Raw genomic sequence first — 22,306 nt, forward strand, 5'->3', positions numbered from 1 at the left:
CTCACAACCAGTGATCGACCAGCAGGGCCGCGAACAGCAGCGACAGATACAGGATCGAATAGCGAAACAGGCGCCGCGCCAGCTCGTCGCTGTAGCTGCGGTAGAGCTTCCAGGCATAGCCCACGAACACCAGCCCCAGGGCCACGGCGCTGGCCAGGTAGACCAGGCCGCTCATGCGGATCACGTAGGGCAGCAGCGTGGTGGCGAACAGCGCCACGGAATACAGCAGGATGTGCAGCCGCGTGAGCTTCTGGCCGTGCGTGACGGGCAGCATGGGCAGGCCGGCGTTCTCGTAGTCCTTGGTGCGGTACAGCGCCAGGGCCCAGAAATGCGGCGGCGTCCAGATGAAGATGATCAGTACCAGCAGCCACGCCTCGGCCGGGACGCTGTCGGCCACGGCGGCCCAGCCCAGCGCCGGCGGCATGGCGCCGGAAAGGCCGCCGATCACGATGTTCTGCGGCGTGCGGGGCTTCAGGATGACGGTATAGATGATGGCGTAGCCGACGAAGGTCGCGAAGGTCAGCCACATGGTCAGCGGATTGACCAGGGTGTAGAGCACGGTCATGCCCAGGCCGCCGACCACGCCCGACATGGCGATAATCTGCAGCGCGCCGATGTCGCCCCGCGCGGTGGGCCGGTGCGCGGTGCGGGCCATGCGCGCGTCGACCTGCTCCTCGATCAGGCAGTTGATGGCGAAGGCGGCCGCCGCCAGCAGCCAGATGCCTATCGTCGCCGCGATCACGGTCTGCCACGGCGGCACGGCGGGGGTGGCGAGGAACATGCCGATGACCGCGCAGAAAACGGCAAGCTGGCTGACGCGAGGCTTGGTCAGCACCCAATATTGCCGAAGACGCAGACTGACGGTAGACACAGTAATGCTTTCCATGAGGATTCCCGAACTTCAGTAGGCCCTCGCGCCGCCATCCGGCGCGTGGCGGGCCCGTCCCAGCCTGACCAGCAGCGTCACGCACAGGATGGTCAGGACGGCGGCCCCGCCGTTATGCAGCACGGCGATCACTATAGGCCATTGCAGGAAAATGCTGGTCAGCCCGGTCAGCAGTTGCACCACGAGCATGGCCAGCAGCGCCCGCGACGGCCCCTGCAGGCCGTCGTATCGGCGCAACCTGAGCGCCAATCCGCCCAGGTAGATCAGGACCACGAACGCGAAATTGCGATGCGTCCAGTGGATGGCGGTCAGCGCGCTTTGCGAGATGATCTCGCCCGATGGCAGCTCGCCCAGCCCGCGCACGATCGAATAGCCGCCGCCGAAGTCCATGTCCGGCAGCCACTGGCCGTGGCAGGTCGGGAAATCCATGCAGGCCAGCGCCGCGTAATTCGTGCTGACCCAGCCCCCCAGCGCCAGCTGCGTATACAGCAACACCAGGCCGACCGCCACGTATTTCCGCCAACGTCCGGCTTCCGGCACGATATCCGGCAGCACGGTCTGCCTGGCCGACAGCCAGGTCAGCAGCGCCAGCAGGCTGATCCCGCCCAGCAGGTGGGCGGTGACCACGGCCGGCATCAGTTGATGGGTGACGGTCCAGGCGCCGAAGGCCCCCTGCAGGCAGACCGCCGGCAGGATCACCGTGGCCAGCCAGGGGGACTGTGCCAGCGCCTTGCGGTGGCGCCAGGCCATGAACACGATGCCGATGATCAGCATGCCCAGCAGGGTGCCCGCGTAGCGGTGGATCATCTCTATCCAGGCCTTGGATAGTGTAACCGGTCCTTCGGGCATGGCCGTCGCGGCGGCGTGGATGTCATGCCGCGCCCCGATCGGGGACGCATTGCCGTAGCAACCCGGCCAGTCGGGGCAGCCCAGGCCGGAATCGGTCAGCCGCACGAAGGCGCCGAACATGATCAGGTCGAAGGTCAGGAACATCGTGAACGCCACCAGCCTGGCGTAGCGGGCGCGGATCCGGGTGGTGCCCTCTTCGAGGCGTTGCGTGTCCATGGTCCCGCCCTAGCCGATGCGCGACGCGTGCAGCAGCTTGCCGATGTCCTCGCGCAGGCGCAGGGGATCGGGATTCTCGGGGAAGCGCAGCATCAGGTTGTTGCGAGGGTCGACCAGCCAGATGTGCTGGCCGAGCGCCGCGGGCGTGGCGTCGACGCCGGGCGGCAGCGCGAGGAAGCGCCCCACCTGCTCGGCCCGGGCGCGGACCATGTGGGTGCCTTCGTAGGCGCGGATGACCACGGTCGGCACGGGCTCGTCGTCCAGGATCAGCCAGACGCGCTCGATGCGCCCCACGTTCTTGCCCGTGCTGGCATGCGTCTGGCGCATGATGTAGAGCTTCTTGGCGCACTCGTCGCCGCAGTCGCCGCCGTGGGCGGCCACCATGACCCACTTGCCGTTCAGGCTGCGCAGGTCGAACGGCGTGCCGTCCAGGTCCGTCAATTGCAGTTGCTCGGCCGGCGGAACCGGGCGCTGCGGCTCGACCAGGTCGCCGTAGTTGGTGCCGGCGCTGCCCGGACGCCATTCCAGGAAATAGACCAGCGCGGCCGCCACCACGGGCGCGGCGCAGATCGCCAGCACCGCGTACAGGGCGAACAGCGAGCGCCGTGGCCGGACGGCGGCGCCGCTAGCGTTTCGGGCGGAGGACTCGGACAAGGATGACTCCAAAGGCGATGGCGGCGATGGCCGCGAACGAAAACCACTGCAACGCATAACCGCGGTGCGTGTCTATATTGGTAGGCGGACCGGCCCAGTCGCGGACCAGCCCGTCCGGCGCTTCGCCGGTCTGCTCCAGCACGGCGGGCAGCAGGGCCACACCCGCGGCCTTGGCGTAGGTCTCCAGCTCCAGGTTCTGCACCCGGGGCGGCGCGCCGGGCCAGCCGGGCAGGCTCGATGCCAACTCGTCGCGCTTGCGCCCGCTCAACGCGGGCAGTTCGAACAGGCGCGGCACGCGCGGGACGAGTTCGCCCCGCACGGTGACCGGGCCGGTCGGCGTACGTACGGTGACCGGGGCGTCGGGCACGGGACGCGGCAGCCAGCCCCGCAGTACGGCCACCGCCTGCCGGCCCTCGTCGTCGAACGCCAGCGGCGTCACGACCCAGAAACCCGGCCGGCCGTCCGCCATGCGGTTGTCCAGCAGCACCGTCCGGTCGGCCAGCCAGTGGCCGGAGGCCTGGGCCGACCGCCAGGGGATCAGGTCCTGGGCGGTCCGCTCCGGCCCCAGGGCCAAGGGCGGCAAGCCGCGGCCCGCTTCCAGCGCGGCCAGGGTGGCGGCTTTTTCGTGAGCCCGCCCCAGTTGCCAGCGGCCCAGCGCGACCGTGACCGCCACGGTGGCGGCCAGCAGCACCAGGGCCAGCGGGACCGACCCACCGCCGGCATGCCTGCGGCCGGCCGGCGGGATCGGCGCCGGCATGCCGGCAGGATGGGGCGCCGAGCGTTTCATGCAGCGGAAGAAGCGCACGGCACCGCGCGGACTGCCATAATCGCGGGCTGGAGGAGAGATTCGATGCGCATCATAGTAGGCATAGCCTTCGTCGGCATTCTGTACAGCTTGGGTTCCGCCCTGGTCTACCTGATGAGGGACACCGGCAATAGCAAGCGTATGGTCTACGCGCTGACGGCCCGGATCGGCCTGTCGGTGCTGTTGTTCCTGTTCGTGCTGTTCGCCCATTGGATGGGCTGGATCCAGAGCACCGGCCTGCGTTGACCGGCCCGCGCCAGGCGGCGCGGCATCTGGACGGCCCCGGCGGCCCCGAAGGGCAGGCCCCTGTCCGGCTCACCGGAAGGCCCAGCCTGCTAGTGTGCCTGCCCCCACACACCCCGGGAAGCGGCCAACTGTCGCAGGCCGCTGAGAACATGTCCCCCTTCCGTCTCACGCCCCCCCGAACCAGGGCACAGCGGATCCGGCTCCGCCGGTCCGCCAGTGCCGCCCCCCTGGGGGGGCGCGCGTCAGCGCGTAGGGGGGGGGTTCCCTTCTAGAACCAGTAGACGAAGAGGTACAAGCCCAGCCACACGACGTCGACGAAGTGCCAGTACCAGGCGGCGCCTTCGAAGCCGAAATGGTGGGTAGCCGTGAAGTCGCCCCGGATCAGGCGGCGCAGCATCACCGCCAGCATGATGGCGCCCATGGTGACGTGGAAGCCGTGGAAGCCCGTCAGCATGTAGAACGTGGAGCCGAAGGCGCCCGAGGTGAGCTTGAGGTTCAGCTCGGTGTACGCATGGAAATACTCATAGGCCTGGAAGCCCATGAAGGTCGCGCCCAGCAGGATGGTGACGAACAGCCAGAAGGCGGCCTTCGCGCGGTTGCTGGCCAGCAGCGCGTGGTGCGAGATCGTCAGCGTCACGCCCGAGGTCAGCAGCAGGGCGGTGTTGATGGTGGGGATCCAGAAGGGCCCCATCGCGGTGAAGGGCTCGATGGTCCCGGCCGGGCCGGTATTGGGCCAGGCGCCGGCGAAATCCGGCCACAGCACCATGCGGTTGTCGAGGTCCGACAGCCAGGGCGTGGTGAACGCGCGGGCGTAGAACAGCGCGCCGAAGAAGGCGGCGAAGAACATGACCTCGGAGAAGATGAACCAGCTCATGCTCCAGCGGTACGAAACGTCGACACGCTTGCTGTAGAGCCCGCCGGTGGACTCGGCGATGGCATCGCCGAACCAGCGGTAGAGCACGAAGAGGAAGCCGAGCACGCCGGCCAGCACGAACCATGGGCCGACGCTCACGCTGTTGACCCACAGGGCCATGCCCAGCAGGAAGAACAGCAGTGCCAGGCTGGCCGTGGCGGGATGCATGGATGGAGCCGGCACGAAATAGTACGGCGCCTCCTTGCCCGAAACCGAGTGACTTGCACTCATCTCAACTCTCCTTCGCGAATTCCACAAAACCGCACATGATTCGGAGACGGCCTTCCCGGCCATCCTTGTTCTTCTAGCCGACGACCGTCCTGACGATCAGCAGCAGCACTACCACAAACACCACCGCCATCACGACACCGGCGATGATGACGTAGATCGGATTGAGCTTGGCGGCATCGTTGCGGTAGTCCGCCCCGCGCCGCAAACCCGTGAAGGACCACAGCACCGCGCCCAGGGTCTGGAAGAAATTGAGCTTGCGGCCGGCGGCCGATTTCAGGTCGTCGCTCAACTCTTGCCTCCGGACCCGGCGGCGGGCCGCACGTCGGCCGACCGTCCGCCGACCTCGAAGAACGTATACGACAGCGTGATCGTATGCACATCCTTCGGCAGCTTGGGATCCACCACGAACACCACCGGGAACTGGCGCGTCTCGCGCGCTTTCAGGTCCTGCTGGGAAAAACAGAAGCACTCCAGCTTCTTGAAATACTGGCCGGCCACCATGGGCGCATAGCTGGGGATGGCCTGCCCCGCCATTTCGCGGTCCTGCTGGTTGGCGATCTCGTAGACGATGGTCGCCAGCTCGCCCGGATTGACGTCCATGGACGACTGCACCGGCCGGAACCGCCATGGACCGTGGATGTTCGCATCGAACACGATCTTGACGGTACGGCTGGTGTCGACCTGCGTATTGCGCGCGAAGGCGGCGGCATCGTCGTCGACCTTGGTCAGCACGTTGATGCCCGTCACCTCGCAAATGGCGCGGTACATGGGAACCAGCGCATAGCCGAAGCCGAACATCATCGCGATGATGACGGCCAGCTTGCCCAGCATCCGACGGTTGTCGGACGCGGGCTTGGCGGGTTGCCTGGGGTCGGGATGCGTCATGCGGGCACCTGCGACACGTATCGGGTCAGCCGAGGAAGACCTTGCGCAGGATCACCGCGAGGAAAAACGCGGCGACCAGAACTGCGAGTGCAAGGCCCGTGCGCCGGTTGCGGCGGCGCTGCTCGGACGTGACCATCTACTTGACCTGAGGCGGCGTTTCGAACGAATGGTACGGCGCCGGCGAAGGAAGGGTCCACTCCAGGCCGCCGTCCTCGGCGCCCCAGGGGTTGGCGGGAGCGGGCTCGCCATGGCCCCGGTAGGCCTTCAGCACGACGTACAGGAACAGCAGTTGCGACAGGCCGAACCAGAAGGCGCCGATGGTGGCGATCTGGTGGAAGTCGGTGAACTGGGCGGCGTAGTCCGCATAGCGGCGGGGCATGCCGGCCAGGCCCAGGAAGTGCATCGGGAAGAAGGTGACGTTGAACGAGATCAGCGACGACCAGAAGTGGATCTTGCCCAGCTTCTCGTCATACATCACGCCCGTCCACTTCGGCAGCCAGTAGTAGGTGCCGCCGAACAGCGCGAACAGCGAACCGGCCACCAGCACGTAGTGGAAGTGCGCCACCACGTAGTAGGTGTCCTGCACCTGGATGTCGATGGGCGCGACGGCCAGGATCAGGCCGGTGAAGCCGCCCATCGTGAACACGAAGATGAAGCCGATCGCGAACAGCATCGGCGTCTCGAAGGTCATCGAGCCGCGCCACATGGTGGCCAGCCAGTTGAAGATCTTCACGCCGGTGGGCACCGCGATCAGCATGGTCGCGTACATGAAGAACAGCTGGCCGGTGACGGGCATGCCGGTCGTGAACATGTGGTGGGCCCACACGATGAACGACAGGATGGCGATCGAGGCCGTGGCGTAGACCATGGAGGCATAGCCGAACAGGCGCTTGCGGGCGAAAACCGGGACGATGGCCGACACGATGCCGAACGCCGGCAAGATCATGATGTAGACCTCGGGGTGCCCGAAGAACCAGAAGATGTGCTGGTACATGACCGGATCGCCGCCGCCGGCCGCGTTGAAGAACGAGGTGCCGAAATGGCGGTCGGTCAGCACCATGGTGATGGCGCCGGCCAGCACGGGCATCACGGCGATCAGCAGGTAGGCGGTGATGAGCCAGGTCCAGCAGAACAGCGGCATCTTCATCAGCGTCATGCCGGGCGCGCGCATGTTCAGGATGGTCACGATGATGTTGATCGCGCCCATGATGGACGAGGCGCCCATGATGTGCACGGCGAAGATCGCGAAGTCCATGCCGGGGCCCATCTGGACCGACAGCGGCGCGTACAGCGTCCAGCCCGCGGCGGTGGCGCCGCCCGGCACGAAGAACGAGACCGTCAGCAGGATGGCGGCGACGGGCAGCAGCCAGAAGCTGAAGTTGTTCATCCGCGCGAAGGCCATGTCCGAGGCGCCGATCTGCAGCGGGATCATCCAGTTCGCGAAGCCCACGAAGGCCGGCATGATCGCGCCGAACACCATGATCAGGCCGTGCATGGTGGTGAACTGGTTGAACAGCTCGGGCTGGAAGAACTGGATGCCCGGCTCGAACAGCTCGGTGCGCAGCAGCAGCGCCAGCAGTCCGCCTTCCATCAGCATCGTGAAGGAAAAGATCAGGTACATCGTACCGATATCTTTGTGGTTCGTGGCGAACAGCCAGCGCCGCCAGCCAGTCGGATGGCCGTGGGCGTGGTCGTCATGATCGTGCCCGTGGGCGTGATCGATCGCGGTGCTGCTCATGATGGCTCCTTGCTGCTCCGTACTGCTGTCTTCGCTATCGTGACGAAGGCGCTCAATATGTGAAAACTGAACCGGTACTGCAGGCCGCCCCCGCGGGGCGGCCGCTCGTCCTTAGCGGGCCGACTTCACATCGGCGGGCTGCACGACGGGATCCTGGCCCTTGCCCGCGTTGCTCCAGGCATTGCGGGTATAGGTGATGGCGGCGGCGATCTCGACGTCGGACAGGTGCGCGAACGAGGCCATGGCGGTGCCGGGACGGCCCTTCAGCACGGTTTCGATCTGCTTGTCCTTGGGGCCCAGTACGGTCGGGTCGGCATCCAGCGCGGGGAAGGTGCCCGGCACGCCCTTGCCGTTGGCCTGGTGACAGGCCACGCAATTGGACGCGAACACCTTTTCGCCGCGGGTCTTCAGTTCGTCGGCCGTCCAGGTCTTGTTGGGATCGTCGGCTTGCGCGGCCAGCTTGGCCTTCTGCTCCTCGACCCACTTACTATAGTCCTCCTGGGAGACGACCTTCACGACGATGGGCATGAAGGCGTGGTCCTTGCCGCACAGTTCCGCGCACTGGCCGCGGAATTCGCCGGTTTTCTCGGCGCGGAACCAGGTGTCGCGCACGAATCCGGGGATCGCGTCCTGCTTGACGCCGAAGGCCGGCACCATCCACGCGTGGATGACGTCGTTGGCGGTGGTGATGACGCGGACCTTCTTGTTGACCGGCACGACCAGGGGATTGTCGACCTCGATCAGGTAGTTGTCGCCCTTGGGCTCGGTACCGTTGCGCTGCTCCATCGGGGTGGACAGGTTGGACAGGAAGGAGATGCCCTCGCCTTCGCCGTTCAGGTAGTCGTAGCCCCATTTCCACTGGTAGCCGGTGGCCTTCACCGTCAGGTCGGCATTGGACGTGTCCTTCATCGCGACCACGGTCTTGGTGGCCGGCAGGGCCATGCCGATCACGATCAGGAACGGAATCACGGTCCAGGCGACTTCGACGCCTATGCTCTCGTGGAACGACGCGGGCTTGGCGCCGCGCGACTTCCGGTGCGCCCAGATGGAATAGAACATCACCGCGAACACCGCGATGAAGATGACCAAACAGATGGCCAGCATCATCCAGTGCAGCCACTCGATCTGCGCCGCGATGCTGGTGACGGGCTCGTGCAGATTGAGCTGATTGACTTTCGGGCCGCCCACGCTGTCGTTGACGGCAAATGCTGCGTTGCCGGCCAGCATGCTGACCATCAACGCCCCCAACGACCCACCCAACCACTTCTTCATGTCCGACCTCGAAGAACAGCGTTTAGTGTTATTCAGGCAGCCGACACCGTGCGCAGCTTGCGCGGGCCCCCACCGCCACAAAACTCCTTACCATGCGCCTTGGAAAATAATTATGTTGCTAGCGCATAGAATCGCAGGATTATACGGGGTGCCAGACAGGACCAGCAACCCGACCCGCTTCCGAGCAGGCTCAACGCACTCCGCCACGCCGTATGGACGAGACCGGAACGTGCGTCTCGCCTGGCGCCGAACGGTACGACGCGGCCCGCCACGCATGGCCGTAGGCGACCTCGGCCGTCAGGCGGATCAGGCCGTCCGGCCCTCGTCCCGCCTCGATGGCCTCGACCAGCCGGGCGCGCCATGCGCGCGTGGCCAGCCCCCGCTTGCGGCCCCGCGCGGGATTGCCGCCCAGGCGCCGCACGTCGTCGAGCAGGCTGTCGGCATGCCGGTAGGTGAAGGTGAGCACCTCCTGGTCCATCACCGGATCCGCGAAACCGTTCTCGATCAGCAGGTCGCCGAAGTCGTGCATGTCGACGAACTCTGGCGTGGCCGTGGCAAGGCCCGCCCGCGCCACGGCCTCGCGCAGCTCGCGGAACGTCGCCGGCCCCAGGCAGCTGAACATCGCCAGCCCGCCCACGCGCAGCAGGCGGCGCCATTCGGCCAGCACCGCGTGCGGCTCGGGATGCCAGTGCAGCGCCATGTTGGACCAGACCAGGTCCAGCGACTCGGGCGGCAGGCCCGTTCCGGCCATGTCGGCCTGGACGAACGCCGGCAGTTGCGGCGCGCCGCGGCCGGCCAGCTTCAGCGCGGAATGGCGCAGCCGGGCCCCCACCAACGAGGGCAGGTGCAGCCGGCGCGCATGGGCCAGCACCGCGGCGCTGAGATCCACGCCGGTATAGGCGGCCCCGGGATAGCGCGCCTGCAGGCGCTCCAGCGCCGCGCCGGCGCCGCAGCCCGCATCCAGCATGGCCTTGGGCGCCAGCCGGATGTATTCCAGGCGCTCGAACATGCGGGCGCCTATCTCGCCGTACAGGAACTGCGCCGCCTCCAGGTCGCCCCGGCGCCCGAACTGCAGCGCGACGTGCTCGCGCGCCAGCGGCAGCGACGGCAGGCGGTCTGGATGGGAGCTTTCTGTCATTGCAACACGCACGAAAATCCAAGGAATCCCTAAACTGCGGCGCAAAAGCGCCCGGGCGCACGGGCCGCGCCCAGCCTCCATGATGCCACCGACAGGTTTTTCATGCCCGGACCCTTCCCCATGCCGCGCTGGCGGCACCTGGCGGCGCGCCTGCGGGCGCTCGTGCCGTCCGACTGCCCGCTGTGCGCCGGCCGCAGCCGGGGCGGCATGCTGTGCGCCGCCTGCGAAGACGCCGTCTGCTGGACCGCCCGCACCTCGCCGGGGCTGGGCCTGCCGTGGCGCTGCGCCCGGTGCGCGCTGCCCCTGCCGGAGCACGACACCGCCTGCCCCGACTGCGCGGGCCAGGTTCCGGCGTTCACCCGCACCATCATCGCCTTCGACTATGCGCCGCCGGCCGACGCCCTGGTGCTGCAACTGAAGAACGGCCGCCGCTATGGCCGGGCCGACCTGCTGGGCAACCTCCTGGCCGAAGCGGTGCGCCACCAGGCTCGACCCCTGGAGCCCGGGACCGTATTGGTTCCCATTCCGTCGTCCTACGCCTCGCTGCGGCGGCGCGGCTTCAACCCCGCCGCCGAGATCGCCCGCGCCCTGGGCCGCGACCTGGCGCTGCCGGTGCGGCACGACCTGCTGCGCCGCAGCCGCGAACAGGCCAAGCAGAGCGGCCTGGGGCGCCTGGGCAGGCGCGAGGCGGTGCGGGGACTGTATGCTTGCGCTCCCCGGGCCGGCGGGCTGCGCATCGGCCTGGTGGACGACGTCATGACCACGGGCAGCACCCTGCATGCAGCGGCGGCCGCGCTGCGGATGGCCGGGGCCGCCTCGGTGGTCGCATTGGCCGTCGCGCGCACCCCAGGGCAATTCCCAGCCGGTTCGCGCGCAAGGCCACGGGCAGAATGTCGGGACTGAGGCAACAAACGATTTCGATCGATTTCAAACCCGGGCTTCTTGTCAACACATTGCGGCGCAACTGGAATACCTTAGAGGGCGCCGCGATCCGGGGCATTTTCCTCGCGGCGCGAATCAGGCAAGCCTTTTCTGGAACTCCATGGCCGATATTCCCCCTCAGCCCGAACGGGCTCCGTCTTCTTCCACGTCGAACGGCAAGAAAAAACTGCGCTGGCTCTGGCTGGCGGTCGTGGTCGCCCTGGCCGGCGGCGGATACTGGTGGTGGCATGCGCGCCAGCAGGCGGCGCCCGACGCGGGCAAGCCGGGGGCCGGCGCACCGCGCGGACCCGGCGGCCCGGGCGGCCCCGGCGGCTTCCAGGCGGCCACGCCGGTCCGGGTCTCGCCCGCCCGAGCCGAGGACATGAAGGTCTATCTGAAGGCGCTGGGCACGGTTACCGCATACAACACGGCCACCGTGCGCAGCAAGGTCGACGGCGAGCTGCAGAAGATCCTTTTCCAGGAAGGCCAGCTCGTCAAGGCCGGCGACCTGCTGGTGCAGATCGACCCGCGCCCCTACCAGGTGGCGCTGGCCCAGGCCCAGGGCACGCTGGAACAGAACCGCGCGCAGCTCGACAACGCGCGGCGCGACCTCGAACGCTACCAGACCCTGTACGCGCAGGATTCGATCGCGCGCCAGCAGGTGGATACCCAGGTGGCCCTGGTGCGCCAGTACGAAGGCACGCTCAAGACCAACCAGGCCGCGGTGGACAACGCCAAGCTGCAGCTGGACTACACCCGCGTGGTGGCCCCGATCTCCGGCCGCCTGGGCCTGCGCCAGGTCGACCTGGGCAACCTCGTGCGCAGCAGCGACACCAACGGCCTGGTCATCATCACCCAGACCCAGCCCATTTCCCTGCTGTTCACCATCGCCGAGGCCGACCTGCCCGACGTGCTGGCCCAGTTGCGCGCGGGCAAGACGCTGGCCGTCCAGGCCTACGACCGGGCCGACGTGCGCCACATCGCCGACGGCGTGCTGACCACGGTGGACAACCAGATCGACACGACCACCGGTACGGTCAAGCTCAAGGCCCGCTTCGAGAACAAGGACGAAAGCCTGTTCCCGAACCAGTTCGTCAACGCCCGGCTGCACGTGCGCACGCTGGCCGGCGCCACGGTCATTCCCGCGGGGGCGGTGCAGCGGGGCACGCCGGGCACCTTCGTCTACGTCGTCAACGACGACAACACCGTGTCGCTGCGCGTGATCAAGCTCGGCCCGAGCGATGGCGAGCGCGTGTCGGTGCAGGAGGGGCTCAAGCCCGGTGACCGCATCGTGGTCGAGGGCGTGGACCGCTTGCGCGACGGCGCCCAGGTCCAGGTCGTGACAGGCAGCGAGGCCGTTCCCGAGGCCGCCGGCTCGCAGTTGCAGCGCGGCGCCGGCCAGGGCGCGCGCCGCCGAGGCAACGGACGCGCCGCGCCATGAATCCGTCGCGGCTGTTCATCCTGCGCCCCATCGCCACGTCGCTGGCGATGGTGGCGATCCTGCTGTCGGGCCTGATCGCCTACAAGATGCTGCCGGTCTCGGCCCTGCCCGAGGTCGACTACCCCACCATCCAGGTGGTCACGCAATATCCCGGCGCCAGCCCCGACGTCATGACCTCGCTGGTAACGGCTCCGCTGGAGCGCCAGTTCGGCCAGATGCCGGGCCTGAACCAGATGTCGTCCATCAGTTCGGGCGGCGCCTCGGTCATCACCCTGAAGTTCAACCTCGACCTGCCGCTGGACGTGGCCGAGCAAGAGGTCCAGGCCGCCATCAACGCCGGTTCGAACCTGCTGCCCAACGACCTGCCCGCGCCGCCCATCTACAACAAGGTCAATCCCGCCGACACGCCGGTCCTGACGCTGGCGATCAGCTCGCCCACGCTGCCGCTCTACCAGGTGCGCGACCTGGTGGACACGCGCATGGCGCAGAAGATTTCGCAGGTATCGGGCGTGGGCCTGGTCAGCATCGCCGGCGGCCAACGCCCGGCCGTGCGCATCCGCGCGAATCCGCGCGCCCTGGCCTCGGTGGGGCTGAACCTCGGCAATATCCGCACCGCCATCACCGGCGCCAACGTCAACCAGCCCAAGGGCAACTTCGACGGTCCCACGCGCGCCACCACGCTCGACGCCAACGACCAGTTGAAGACCATCGAGCAGTACCGCGACCTGATCATCGCCTACGCCAACAACGCGCCGGTGCGGCTGTCGGACGTGGCCGAGATCGAGCGCGACGCCGAGAACACCCGCCAGGCCGCCTGGGCCGGCGGCCAGCCCGCCATCCTGCTGAACGTGCAGCGCCAACCCGGGGCCAACGTGATCCAGGTGGTGGACAACATCCGCAAGCTGCTGCCCGACCTGCAGGCGGCCCTGCCCAGCACGCTGGACGTGGCCGTGCTGTCGGACCGCACCGAATCCATCCGCTCGTCCGTGAAGGACGTGCAGTTCGAGCTGATGCTGGCGGTCGCGCTGGTGGTCATGGTCACCTTCGTGTTCCTGCGCAACCTCACGGCCACCATCATCCCGAGCGTGGTCGTGCCGTTGTCGCTGATCGGCACCTTCGGCGTCATGTACCTGGCCGGCTTCAGCATCAACAACCTCACGCTGATGGCGCTGACCATCGCCACCGGCTTCGTGGTGGACGACGCCATCGTCATGATCGAGAACATCGCCCGCTATCTGGAGCAGGGCGAGACGCCGGTGCAGGCGGCCCTGAAGGGCGCGGCGCAGATCGGCTTCACGCTGATCTCGCTCACGTTCTCGCTGATCGCCGTGCTGATCCCGCTGCTGTTCATGGGCGACGTGATCGGCCGGCTGTTCCGCGAGTTCGCCATCACGCTGGCGGTCTCCATCCTGATCTCGCTGGTGGTCTCGCTCAGCCTGACTCCCATGATGTGCTCGAAGTACCTGCGGCACATACCCGACGAGGAACAGGGCCGGTTCTACCGCAAGAGCGGCGAATGGTTCGACCGCATCATCGCCGGCTACGACCGCATGCTGCGCTGGGTGCTGTCGCACCAGCCGCTGACGCTGCTGGTCGCGCTGGGCACGCTGCTGCTGACGGTGCTGCTGTACGCCGTCATCCCCAAGGGCTTCTTTCCCCAGCAGGACACGGGCGTCATCCAGGCCATCAGCGAAAGCTCGCCGTCGGTATCCTTCGCCGCCATGGCGCGGCGCCAGCAGGCCGCGGCCGACATCATCCTGCGCGACCCCGACGTGGCCAGCCTGTCGTCCTTCATCGGCGTGGACGGCACCAACGCCACGCTCAACACCGGCCGCCTGCAGATCAACCTGAAGCCCCATGCCGAACGCAGCGCTTCGGCGGCGCAGGTGATCGCCCGCCTGCAGCCGCAACTGGACAAGCTCGAGGACCTGCGGCTGTACATGCAACCGGTGCAGGACCTGACCATCGAGGACAGCGTCAGCCGCACCCAGTACCAGTTCACGCTGCAGGACCCCGACCTGGACACCCTGGGCACCTGGACCCGCAAGCTGGTCGACCGGCTCAGGCAGTTGCCGCAGCTGGCCGACGTCACCCACGACCTGCAAGACCGCGGCCTGCAGACCTACGTCGAGATCGACCGCAATGCCGCCTCGCGGCTGGGCGTGACCGCGGCCGACATCAACAACGCGCTGTACGACGCGCTGGGCCAGCGGCTGATATCGACCATCTTCACCCAGGCCAACCAGTACCGCGTGGTGCTGGAAGCGGCGCCGCAGTTCCGCCAGGACCCGTCGTCGCTGTCACAGATCTACGTGGCGACCGCCGACGGCAAGCAGGTGCCGCTGACCAACATCGTGCAGGTATCCGAACGGACGACGGCGCTGTCGATCAGCCACCTGGGCCAGTTCCCCTCGGCCACGGTCTCGTTCAACCTGGCCCATGGCGCCTCGCTCAGCGGCGCGGTGGACGCCATCCTGCAGGCCGAGCACGAGATCGGCATGCCGCTCGGCATCCAGACCAGCTTCCAGGGCGCGGCCCAGGCCTTCCAGGCCTCGCTGAACAGCACGCTGCTGCTGATCCTGGCGGCCATCGCCACGATGTACATCGTGCTGGGCGTGCTGTACGAAAGCTACATCCACCCCATCACCATCCTGTCCACCCTGCCTTCGGCCGGGGTGGGCGCGCTGCTGGCGCTGATGATCGCGGGCAGCGATCTCGACATGATCGGCATCATCGGGATCATCCTGTTGATCGGCATCGTGAAGAAGAATGCCATCATGATGATCGATTTCGCGCTCGAGGCCGAGCGCAAGCAGGGCATGGCGCCGCGCGACGCCATCCACCAGGCCGCGCTGCTGCGCTTCCGGCCCATCCTGATGACGACCTGCGCCGCGCTGTTCGGCGCCGTGCCGCTGATGCTCAGTACCGGTAGCGGCGCCGAGCTGCGCCAGCCGCTGGGCATCGTGATGGTGGGCGGCCTGCTGTTCAGCCAGTTGCTGACGCTGTTCACGACGCCGGTCATCTACCTGATGTTCGACCGCCTGGGCCACGCGATGAACCGCAGGCGCGAACGGCGCACGGCCTCGCTGGGCCAGCCGGGCGGCACGCCATGAACATCTCCGCGCCGTTCATCATGCGGCCGGTGGCCACGGTGCTGCTGGCCATCGCCGTGGTGCTGGCCGGCGCCCTGGCCTTCGTCAAGCTGCCGGTCGCGCCCTTGCCGCAAGTGGACTTCCCCACGATATCGGTGCGCGCCAGCCTGCCCGGCGCCAGCCCCGAGACCATGGCCTCCAGCGTCGCCACGCCCCTGGAGCGCGCGCTGGGCAGCATCGCCGGGATCAGCGAGATGACCTCGCGCAGCACCCAGGGCTCGGCCAGCATCACGCTGCAATTCGACCTGAGCCGCGACATCGACGGCGCTGCGCGCGACGTGCAGGGCGCCATCAACGCGGCGCGCACCATGCTGCCCAGCGCGCTGCGCAGCAATCCGACCTACACCAAGCGCAACCCTGCCTCGGCGCCCATCATGGTGCTGGCGCTGACCTCGCCCACGCTGGACCAGGGCCAGCTCTACGACGTGGGCTCGACCATCCTGGCGCAGCGCATCGCGCAGATCAAGGGTGTCAGCGACGTCCAGGTGGGCGGCAGTTCGCTTCCCGCGGTGCGGGTGGAACTGAACCCCACCGCGCTCAACCAGTACGGCATCGCGCTGGACGAAGTGCGCACCGCGCTGAACAACGCCAACGCGCGCGGCCCGAAAGGCGTGCTCGAGAACGACGAGACGAGCTGGCAGGTCGCCACCAACGACCAGTTGCGCAAGGCGCGCGAGTATCGCGGGCTGATCGTGGCCTACCGCAACGGCTCGCCCGTGATGCTGAGCGACGTGGCGCGCGTCGAGGATTCGGTGGAAGACCTCTTCAACATGGGCTTCCTGAACAACAGCCCGGCCATCCTGCTGGTGGTGGGGCGCCAGGCCGACGCCAACATCATCGAGACGGTGGACCGCATCCGCGAAGCGCTGCCGCAGATGCGGGCGCTGCTGCCGGGCGACGTGGCGCTGACCGTGGCGCAGGACCGCACGCCCAGCATCCGCGCCTCGCTGGCCGAGGCCGAGCACACGCTCATCATCGCCGTCATCCTGGTCATCCTGGTGGTGCTGCTGTTCCTGCGCAACGTCCGCGCCGCCATCATCCCCAGCGTGGCGGTGCCGGTCTCGCTCATCGCCACCTTCGCCGTGATGTACCTGTGCGGCTACTCGCTCAACACCATGTCGCTGATGGCACTGATCGTCGCCACCGGCTTCGTGGTGGACGACGCCATCGTCGTGCTGGAGAACATCTCGCGGCACCTGGAGGCCGGCATGTCGCCGCTGCGGGCGGCCCTCGTGGGCTCGCGCGAGGTCGGCTTCACGGTGCTGTCGATGAGCCTGTCGCTGATCGCGGTATTCATCCCCATCCTGCTGATGGGCGACATCGTCGGCCGGCTGTTCCGCGAATTCTCGGTCACGCTGTCCGCCGCCATCCTGATGTCGCTGATCGTGTCCGTCACCCTGACGCCCATGATGTGCGCCCGCATGCTGCGCCCGGTGCGCGAGCAGCGGCCCCCGGGGCGGATCTCCCGCCTGATGGAAGCCGGCTTCGCCGGCATGACGCGGGGCTACGGCCGGGCGCTGCACTGGGTGCTGCGCCATTCGCTGCTGACCCTGATCGTGCTGGGCGTGGTGATCGGGCTCAACGTCTACCTGTACGTGAAGGTGCCCAAGGGCTTCTTCCCCCAGCAGGACACGGGCCAGCTCATGGGCTTCATCCGCGCCGACCAGGGCACGTCCTTCCAGGCCATGCGTCCCAAGCTGGAATACTTCCGCAAGGTGGTGCTGGCCGATCCGGCGGTCGAGAGCATGGTCGGCTACAGCGGCGGACGCGGCGGCAGCAACACCAGCTTCATGATGATCCAGCTCAAGCCGCTGGCCGAGCGCAAGGTATCGGTGGACGAGGTGATGAACCGGCTTCGGGGCAGGCTGGGCAACGTGCCCGGCGCGCGCATGTTCCTGATGCCCAACCAGGACATACGCATCGGGGCCCGCATGTCCAACTCCAGCTATCAGTATTCGCTGAAGGCCTCGGAGCTGTCGGCGCTGCGCACCTGGATGCCGCGCGTGACGCGCGCGCTGGCCGCGCTGCCCGAGCTGGCCGACGTCGACGTGGACGTCGAGGACAAGGGCCGGCAGATCTCGCTGGAGATCGACCGCGAGACCGCGACGCGGCTGGGGGTGAACATGTCGATGATCGCCGCGGTGCTGAACAACTCGTTCAGCCAGCGGCAGGTCTCGGTCATCTACAACCCGCTCAACCAGTACCGGGTGGTCATGGAGGTGGACCAGCGCTTCGCGCAGAACGCGGACGCGCTGCAGCAGGTCACCGTCGTCACCTCGACCGGCGCGCGGGTGCCGCTGTCGGCCTTCGCGAAGTGGCGCACCACGAACGCGCCGCTGAGCGTCTCGCACGAGAGCCAGTTCGCCGCCGACACCGTCTCCTTCAACCTGGCCCCGGGCGTATCGCTGGAACAGGCCACGCGCGCGGTCAACGAGGCAGTCGCCCGCATCAGTCTGCCCACCACCGAGATCCAGGCGGGCTTCGCCGGCAGCGCCAAGGCGCTGCAATCGTCGCTGAGCGCCCAGCCCTGGCTGATCCTGGCCGCGCTGGTCACCATGTACCTGGTGCTGGGCATGCTGTACGAAAGCTACATCCATCCGCTGACCATCCTGTCCACCCTGCCCTCGGCCGGGCTGGGGGCCCTGCTGGCGCTGATGATGCTGGGCCGGGAGTTCTCGCTGATCGCCCTGATCGGGGTGTTCCTGCTGATCGGCATCGTCAAGAAGAACGCCATCATGATGGTGGACTTCGCGCTGGATGCGGAGCGGCGGCGCGGGCTGAGTTCGCGCGAGGCCATCCACGAAGCCTGCCTGATGCGCTTTCGTCCCATCCTGATGACCACCATGGCGGCCATCCTGGGCGCCGTACCGCTGGTGATCAGCACGGGCGCCGGCGCCGAGCTGCGCCAGCCGCTGGGCATCACCATCGTCGGCGGGCTGGTCGTCAGCCAGTTGCTGACGCTGTTCACCACCCCGGTGGTCTACCTGTATCTCGACCGCCTGCACTGGCGGGCGCAACGGCGCTGGGGCCGGCCGCGATCGGCGGGCCTTGCGCTACCCGGAGACAATCTATGACCAAGACGTGGCCCGCCGTGGCGGGCACGCCCCGCCCTTCGCCGCTTTCCGATGACCGCCCGCCGCGGACCGGCGGCGCGCGCCTGGCCGTCTGCGCCGCGCTGGCCGCCCTGCTGGCCGGATGCGCCATGGGGCCCGATTACGTGCGGCCGACCGTGAACAGCGGCGTCCAGTTCAAGGAAGCCGCCGGCTGGAAGGCCGCCGAGCCTCGCGACGACGTCCGCCGCGGCCCGTGGTGGGAGGTCTTCGGCGACCCCGAGCTGTCGCGCCTGATGGCGCAGGTCGAGACCGCCAACCAGACCATCGCCCAGGCCGAGGCGCAGTACCGGCAGGCGCTGGCCACCGTGCAGGCCACGCGCGCCGGGCAGTTCCCCACGCTGAGCGGCAGCGCCTCGGCCACGCGCAGCGGTACCGGCACCAGCAGCAGCACCACCACCAACAGCAGCGGCGTCGTCATCAGCCAGGGCGGCTCGCAAAGCATCCGCAACCAATACAGCATGAGCGCCACGGCCAGCTGGGAAGCCGACCTGTGGGGCCGCATCCGCCGCAGCATCGAGGCCGACACCGCCAGCGCCCAGGCCAGCGCGGCCAACCTGGCCAATGCCCACCTGAGCGCACAGGCCGAACTGGCGCGCAATTACTTCCAGTTGCGCATCATGGACGAGCAACAGCGCCTGCTGGAAACCACCATCAAGGTCTATGAACGCTCGCTGCGCCTGAACGAGAACCGCTATGCGGTGGGCGTCTCGGCCAAGGCCGAGATCGCCCAGGCGCGCACCCAGCTGGAATCGACGCGGGCCCAGGCCGTGGACCTGCGCTGGCAGCGCGCCCAGCTCGAGCACGCCATCGCCATCCTGGCCGGCCAGCCGCCGTCCGAGTTCAGCCTGGCGCCCACGGAATTCCGGGCCATGCTGCCCGCCATCCCGGTGGGCCTGCCCTCGGAGCTGCTGGAACGCCGGCCCGACATCGCCGCGGCCGAACGCCAGGTCCAGGCGGCCAATGCCCGCATCGGCGTCGCCAAGGCGGCCTACTTCCCGTCGTTGACGCTGTCGGCCTCGCTGGGTTATCGCAGTTCGCAGTTCTCGGACTGGCTGACCGCGCCGGCGCGCTTCTGGTCTCTTGGCCCTTCGCTGGCCGCGCCGCTGTTCGACGCCGGCCTGCGCCGCGCGCAGACCCGCCAGGCCGAAGCCACTTACGACCAGCAGGTGGCCGCCTACCGGCAGACTGTGCTGTCCGCGCTGGGTGAGGTGGAGAACTATCTGTCGCAACTGCGCGTGATGGAGGAAGAGCAGGCCGTGCAACAGCGTGCCCTGGATGCGGCGCGCGAATCGCTGCGGCTCACCACCAACCAGTTCGAGTCCGGCCTGATCGACTACCTGAGCGTGGTCACGGTGCAGACCTCGGCGCTCAGCAACGAACGCACCGCGCTGTCATTGCTGGGCAATCGCCTGACCGCCAGCGTGAACCTGATCGCAGCGCTGGGCGGCGGCTGGCACGCCGACGCCCTGGCTTCGAAGCAGGACGGCGCCAAGGCCGATACGGCCACGCAATGACGGACGGCCACACCATCGGGCGCTGCGGCCCCGCCGACGTCGCCGATTGGGCCACCCTGCGCGACGCCCTCTGGCCCGGCGAAGGCACGATGGCCAAGACCGAGCAGGTGCGCGGCATCCTGGACGGCCCACCCGACGCCGAGGCGGCCTGGATCGCGCGCGACGCCGCCGGCCGGGCTATCGGCCTGGCCGAGGCGTCGCTGCGGCGGGACTACGTGAACGGCTGCGAGACCTCGCCCGTGGGTTTCCTGGAAGGCATTTACGTGGACCCGGCCGCGCGACGCCAGGGTGTCGCGCGGCGCCTGTGCGCGGCGGCCGAGGCCTGGGCGCGGTCGCTGGGCTGCACCGAGTTCGCCTCGGACGCGGCCGCCGACGCCGTTGGCTCGCAGCACATGCACCGGGCCCTGGGCTTCGAGGAAACCGAGAGGGTCGTGTACTTCCGCAAGGCCTTGGCCGAACGCGGCTAGACGCCGCCCGCCCGTCAGACGTCCACGACGGGAACAAAGCCGCCGAATATCATGCGCTTGCCGTCGAAAGGCATGGTTTCGCCCATGCTCTTCATGCGTGGGTCGGACATCATCTTCTGGTTGGCGGCATCCCGTACTTCCTTGGACGGATACTCGAACCAGCTGAAGACGACCACTTCGTCTTCCTTGGCCTGCACGGCCCGGCGGAAATCGGTCAGCTTGCCGTCGGGCACGTCGTCGCCCCAGCACTCGACCATGCGCGTGACGCCGAATTCCTTGAACAGCGGCGCCGCGTCGGCGGCGTGCTTGATGTACTGCTCCTTGTTGGCGGCCGGCACGGCCACGAGGAAACCCTCCACGTATTTCATCGCCATCGTCGATCTCCTTTGCGGGTGTGGCGGTCCGCCCCGCGGCGAACCGGTCTTCGTTGGCGATCATGCCTCGCCAATTTGACATTTATGTTGATATCAACATAATAGCCTCATCATGTCAAAGAAAATTCCGTTCGACACCACGCAGGAAGTGCGCGACACCTGCCTGTGCCTGCACGTGCAGCGCGCGGCGCGGGCGCTGGCCAAGCGCTTCGACGATGCCCTGCGGCCGGCGGGCCTGACCAATGGGCAATTCTCGCTGCTGATGTCGCTGAACCGGCCCGAGCCTCCCCCCATGGCGCCCGTGGCCCAATTGCTGGCCATGGACAGGACGACACTGACCGCCGCCCTGAAGCCGCTGGAGCGCGAGGGACTGGTGCGGGTGGACGTGGACCCCGGCGACCGCCGCAGCCGCCTGCTGGTCCTGACCGAAAAGGGACATGCGGCCCTGGCGCGGGCACTGCCCATCTGGCGCGCCACCCATGCTGGAATCGACGCCGACCTGGGCGAGCACCCGGCCGCCGCGCTGCGGGCGGGCCTGGCGGCGCTGTCCTGATACGGGACAAGGCGCGCAACCGCCTTTTGCGTAACATAGCGCGCATCCCTTTCTCTTTCCCATCCCATGCCCAGCAAGCGCGACACCGCCACGCCCCTTTCGTCCCCTGCCGATACCGCGCCCGCCAGGGCCGCCTCCCGCCGCAGCAAGGTGCAGTCGGCCGGCACCGGCATGGCGGTGCTCAAGACCCTGGCCGCCATGGGGGGCGCCGCGCCGCTGACCGCGCTGGCGGGCCGGCTGGGGGAAAGCCCGGCCAAGGTCCACCGCTACCTGGCCAGCCTGGTCGAGGCCGGGTTCGTCATCCAGGACCCGGCCACCTCGCGTTACGTGCTGGGCCCCGAATCGCTGGCCATCGGGCTGGCCGCCATGCGGCAGTCGGACGCCCTGACGCTGGCCGCCGCCGAACTGGCGCGGCTGGGCGAATCGCACAACCTGTCCTGCTTCGTCTCGGTGCTGGGCAACGCCGGCCCGACCATCGTCCGCTGGAGCGAGCCGGTCCAGCCGGTGGCGGTGAATGTGCGTGTCGGCTCGGTCATGCCGGTGCTGTGGTCGGCCACCGGGCGGGCCTTCGGCGCCTTTGCGCGGTCGGCGGTGCTCGACGCGCTGGTCGCGGGCGAACTGGCCGGCGCCACGCCCGAGCACCGCCGCCAGGTTCCCGACCGCGAGGCCGCCGACCGCCTGTTCGCCGCCGTCCGCGCCATGGGCTGCGCCCCCGTGCGCGACGTGATGCTGAACGGCATCAGCGCGGTGGCGGCCCCCGTGTTCAACGCCGACGGTGCCGTCACCGTGGTCATCACGGCGCTGGGCCCGACCGGCGCCTTCGATCCGGAACCGGGCGGGGAGGTCGCCCGGTGGGTCCGCGAAGCGGCCGACGCCGTCAGCAAGCGGCTGGGCTACGGTATCTAGGTGTAATCGGCAGTTCTCTTTTTACGCATTGC

The 22,306-nt window shown here is 68.2% G+C and carries 21 protein-coding genes; 9 read left to right on the forward strand and 12 right to left on the reverse strand.

Going from position 1 to position 22,306, the window contains the following annotated elements:
- Position 1: 1 nt before the first annotated feature.
- From cyoE to R4823_RS25555, 4 genes are read right to left on the reverse strand one after another with little or no spacing between them, the layout of a single operon-like run.
- Entirely contained in the window at positions 2-871 is an 870-nt protein-coding gene (cyoE, locus tag R4823_RS25540; RefSeq protein ID WP_338616564.1) for a heme o synthase, read from the reverse strand.
- A gap of 30 nt (positions 872-901) precedes the next feature.
- Positions 902-1,951, reverse strand: a complete 1,050-nt coding sequence (locus R4823_RS25545) for a COX15/CtaA family protein (RefSeq protein ID WP_132979596.1) — start codon at positions 1,949-1,951, stop codon at positions 902-904.
- A 9-nt stretch (positions 1,952-1,960) separates the two neighbouring features.
- On the reverse strand, positions 1,961-2,605 hold the full coding sequence (locus tag R4823_RS25550) for a hypothetical protein (protein WP_243724492.1): 645 nt from the start codon (positions 2,603-2,605) through the stop codon (positions 1,961-1,963).
- A complete protein-coding gene (locus R4823_RS25555) occupies positions 2,577-3,392 on the reverse strand; it encodes an SURF1 family protein (RefSeq protein WP_338616565.1) in 816 nt (271 codons plus the stop codon). The genes R4823_RS25550 and R4823_RS25555 overlap by 29 nt, the downstream gene beginning before the upstream one ends.
- Positions 3,393-3,455: 63 nt before the next feature.
- On the opposite strand from R4823_RS25555, the gene R4823_RS25560 reads away from it, so the two are divergent.
- The gene (locus R4823_RS25560) at positions 3,456-3,656 is read left to right on the forward strand and encodes a twin transmembrane helix small protein (protein WP_087838629.1); all 201 of its coding nucleotides are present in this window, start codon (positions 3,456-3,458) and stop codon (positions 3,654-3,656) included.
- Positions 3,657-3,924: 268 nt separating this feature from the next.
- On the opposite strand, the gene R4823_RS25565 is transcribed toward R4823_RS25560, so the two are convergent.
- The 7 genes from R4823_RS25565 to R4823_RS25595 form a co-directional block, all read right to left on the reverse strand.
- Complete coding sequence (locus R4823_RS25565) at positions 3,925-4,800, reverse strand: cytochrome c oxidase subunit 3 (protein ID WP_087838630.1); 876 nt, start codon at positions 4,798-4,800, stop codon at positions 3,925-3,927.
- Between the two features lie 73 nt (positions 4,801-4,873).
- Positions 4,874-5,089, reverse strand: a complete 216-nt coding sequence (locus R4823_RS25570; RefSeq protein WP_087838631.1) for a DUF2970 domain-containing protein — start codon at positions 5,087-5,089, stop codon at positions 4,874-4,876.
- Complete coding sequence (locus tag R4823_RS25575) at positions 5,086-5,685, reverse strand: cytochrome c oxidase assembly protein (protein ID WP_132979595.1); 600 nt, start codon at positions 5,683-5,685, stop codon at positions 5,086-5,088. Before R4823_RS25575 ends, R4823_RS25570 begins: the two co-directional genes overlap by 4 nt.
- A gap of 25 nt (positions 5,686-5,710) precedes the next feature.
- Positions 5,711-5,821, reverse strand: a complete 111-nt coding sequence (locus R4823_RS25580; protein ID WP_217896306.1) for a cytochrome oxidase small assembly protein — start codon at positions 5,819-5,821, stop codon at positions 5,711-5,713.
- Positions 5,822-7,423 carry a cytochrome c oxidase subunit I gene (gene ctaD / locus R4823_RS25585; protein WP_087838633.1) on the reverse strand — a complete coding sequence of 534 codons (1,602 nt, stop codon included), beginning with the start codon at positions 7,421-7,423 and terminating at the stop codon, positions 5,822-5,824.
- 111 nt (positions 7,424-7,534) lie between these two features.
- Positions 7,535-8,695 (reverse strand): cytochrome c oxidase subunit II, encoded by a 1,161-nt coding sequence (gene coxB / locus R4823_RS25590; RefSeq protein WP_087838634.1) that lies wholly within the window; start codon positions 8,693-8,695, stop codon positions 7,535-7,537.
- Positions 8,696-8,885: 190 nt separating this feature from the next.
- A complete protein-coding gene (locus R4823_RS25595) occupies positions 8,886-9,833 on the reverse strand; it encodes a methyltransferase domain-containing protein (protein ID WP_338616569.1) in 948 nt (315 codons plus the stop codon).
- A gap of 102 nt (positions 9,834-9,935) precedes the next feature.
- Between R4823_RS25595 and R4823_RS25600 the strand changes: the two genes are divergently transcribed.
- The 6 genes from R4823_RS25600 to aac(6') all read left to right on the forward strand — a co-directional run bounded on the left by R4823_RS25600 (position 9,936) and on the right by aac(6') (position 20,441).
- Positions 9,936-10,736, forward strand: a complete 801-nt coding sequence (locus tag R4823_RS25600) for a ComF family protein (protein WP_140416858.1) — start codon at positions 9,936-9,938, stop codon at positions 10,734-10,736.
- A 139-nt stretch (positions 10,737-10,875) separates the two neighbouring features.
- A complete protein-coding gene (locus R4823_RS25605) occupies positions 10,876-12,195 on the forward strand; it encodes an MdtA/MuxA family multidrug efflux RND transporter periplasmic adaptor subunit (protein WP_087838636.1) in 1,320 nt (439 codons plus the stop codon).
- Positions 12,192-15,308: an MdtB/MuxB family multidrug efflux RND transporter permease subunit gene (locus R4823_RS25610; RefSeq protein ID WP_087838637.1), complete on the forward strand. Its 3,117-nt coding sequence runs from the start codon at positions 12,192-12,194 to the stop codon at positions 15,306-15,308. The genes R4823_RS25605 and R4823_RS25610 overlap by 4 nt, the downstream gene beginning before the upstream one ends.
- On the forward strand, positions 15,305-18,421 hold the full coding sequence (locus tag R4823_RS25615) for a multidrug efflux RND transporter permease subunit (protein ID WP_132979593.1): 3,117 nt from the start codon (positions 15,305-15,307) through the stop codon (positions 18,419-18,421). Before R4823_RS25610 ends, R4823_RS25615 begins: the two co-directional genes overlap by 4 nt.
- Positions 18,418-19,974 carry an efflux transporter outer membrane subunit gene (locus R4823_RS25620; protein ID WP_087838639.1) on the forward strand — a complete coding sequence of 519 codons (1,557 nt, stop codon included), beginning with the start codon at positions 18,418-18,420 and terminating at the stop codon, positions 19,972-19,974. The genes R4823_RS25615 and R4823_RS25620 overlap by 4 nt, the downstream gene beginning before the upstream one ends.
- Positions 19,971-20,441 carry an aminoglycoside 6'-N-acetyltransferase gene (aac(6'), locus tag R4823_RS25625; RefSeq protein ID WP_087838640.1) on the forward strand — a complete coding sequence of 157 codons (471 nt, stop codon included), beginning with the start codon at positions 19,971-19,973 and terminating at the stop codon, positions 20,439-20,441. Before R4823_RS25620 ends, aac(6') begins: the two co-directional genes overlap by 4 nt.
- 14 nt (positions 20,442-20,455) lie before the next feature.
- Here aac(6') and R4823_RS25630 read toward each other — a convergent pair whose 3' ends face one another.
- A complete protein-coding gene (locus R4823_RS25630; RefSeq protein WP_087838748.1) occupies positions 20,456-20,809 on the reverse strand; it encodes a DUF1428 family protein in 354 nt (117 codons plus the stop codon).
- 118 nt (positions 20,810-20,927) lie between these two features.
- On the opposite strand from R4823_RS25630, the gene R4823_RS25635 reads away from it, so the two are divergent.
- Both R4823_RS25635 and R4823_RS25640 read left to right on the forward strand, forming a co-directional pair.
- Entirely contained in the window at positions 20,928-21,368 is a 441-nt protein-coding gene (locus R4823_RS25635) for a MarR family winged helix-turn-helix transcriptional regulator (protein ID WP_087838641.1), read from the forward strand.
- A gap of 66 nt (positions 21,369-21,434) precedes the next feature.
- Positions 21,435-22,274 (forward strand): IclR family transcriptional regulator, encoded by an 840-nt coding sequence (locus tag R4823_RS25640; protein WP_087838642.1) that lies wholly within the window; start codon positions 21,435-21,437, stop codon positions 22,272-22,274.
- The last annotated feature ends 32 nt before the right edge of the window (positions 22,275-22,306 follow it).

Origin of the sequence: Pigmentiphaga sp. CHJ604, from assembly GCF_036972535.1 — a bacterium.
Lineage (GTDB): Bacteria > Pseudomonadota > Gammaproteobacteria > Burkholderiales > Burkholderiaceae_B > Pigmentiphaga > Pigmentiphaga daeguensis.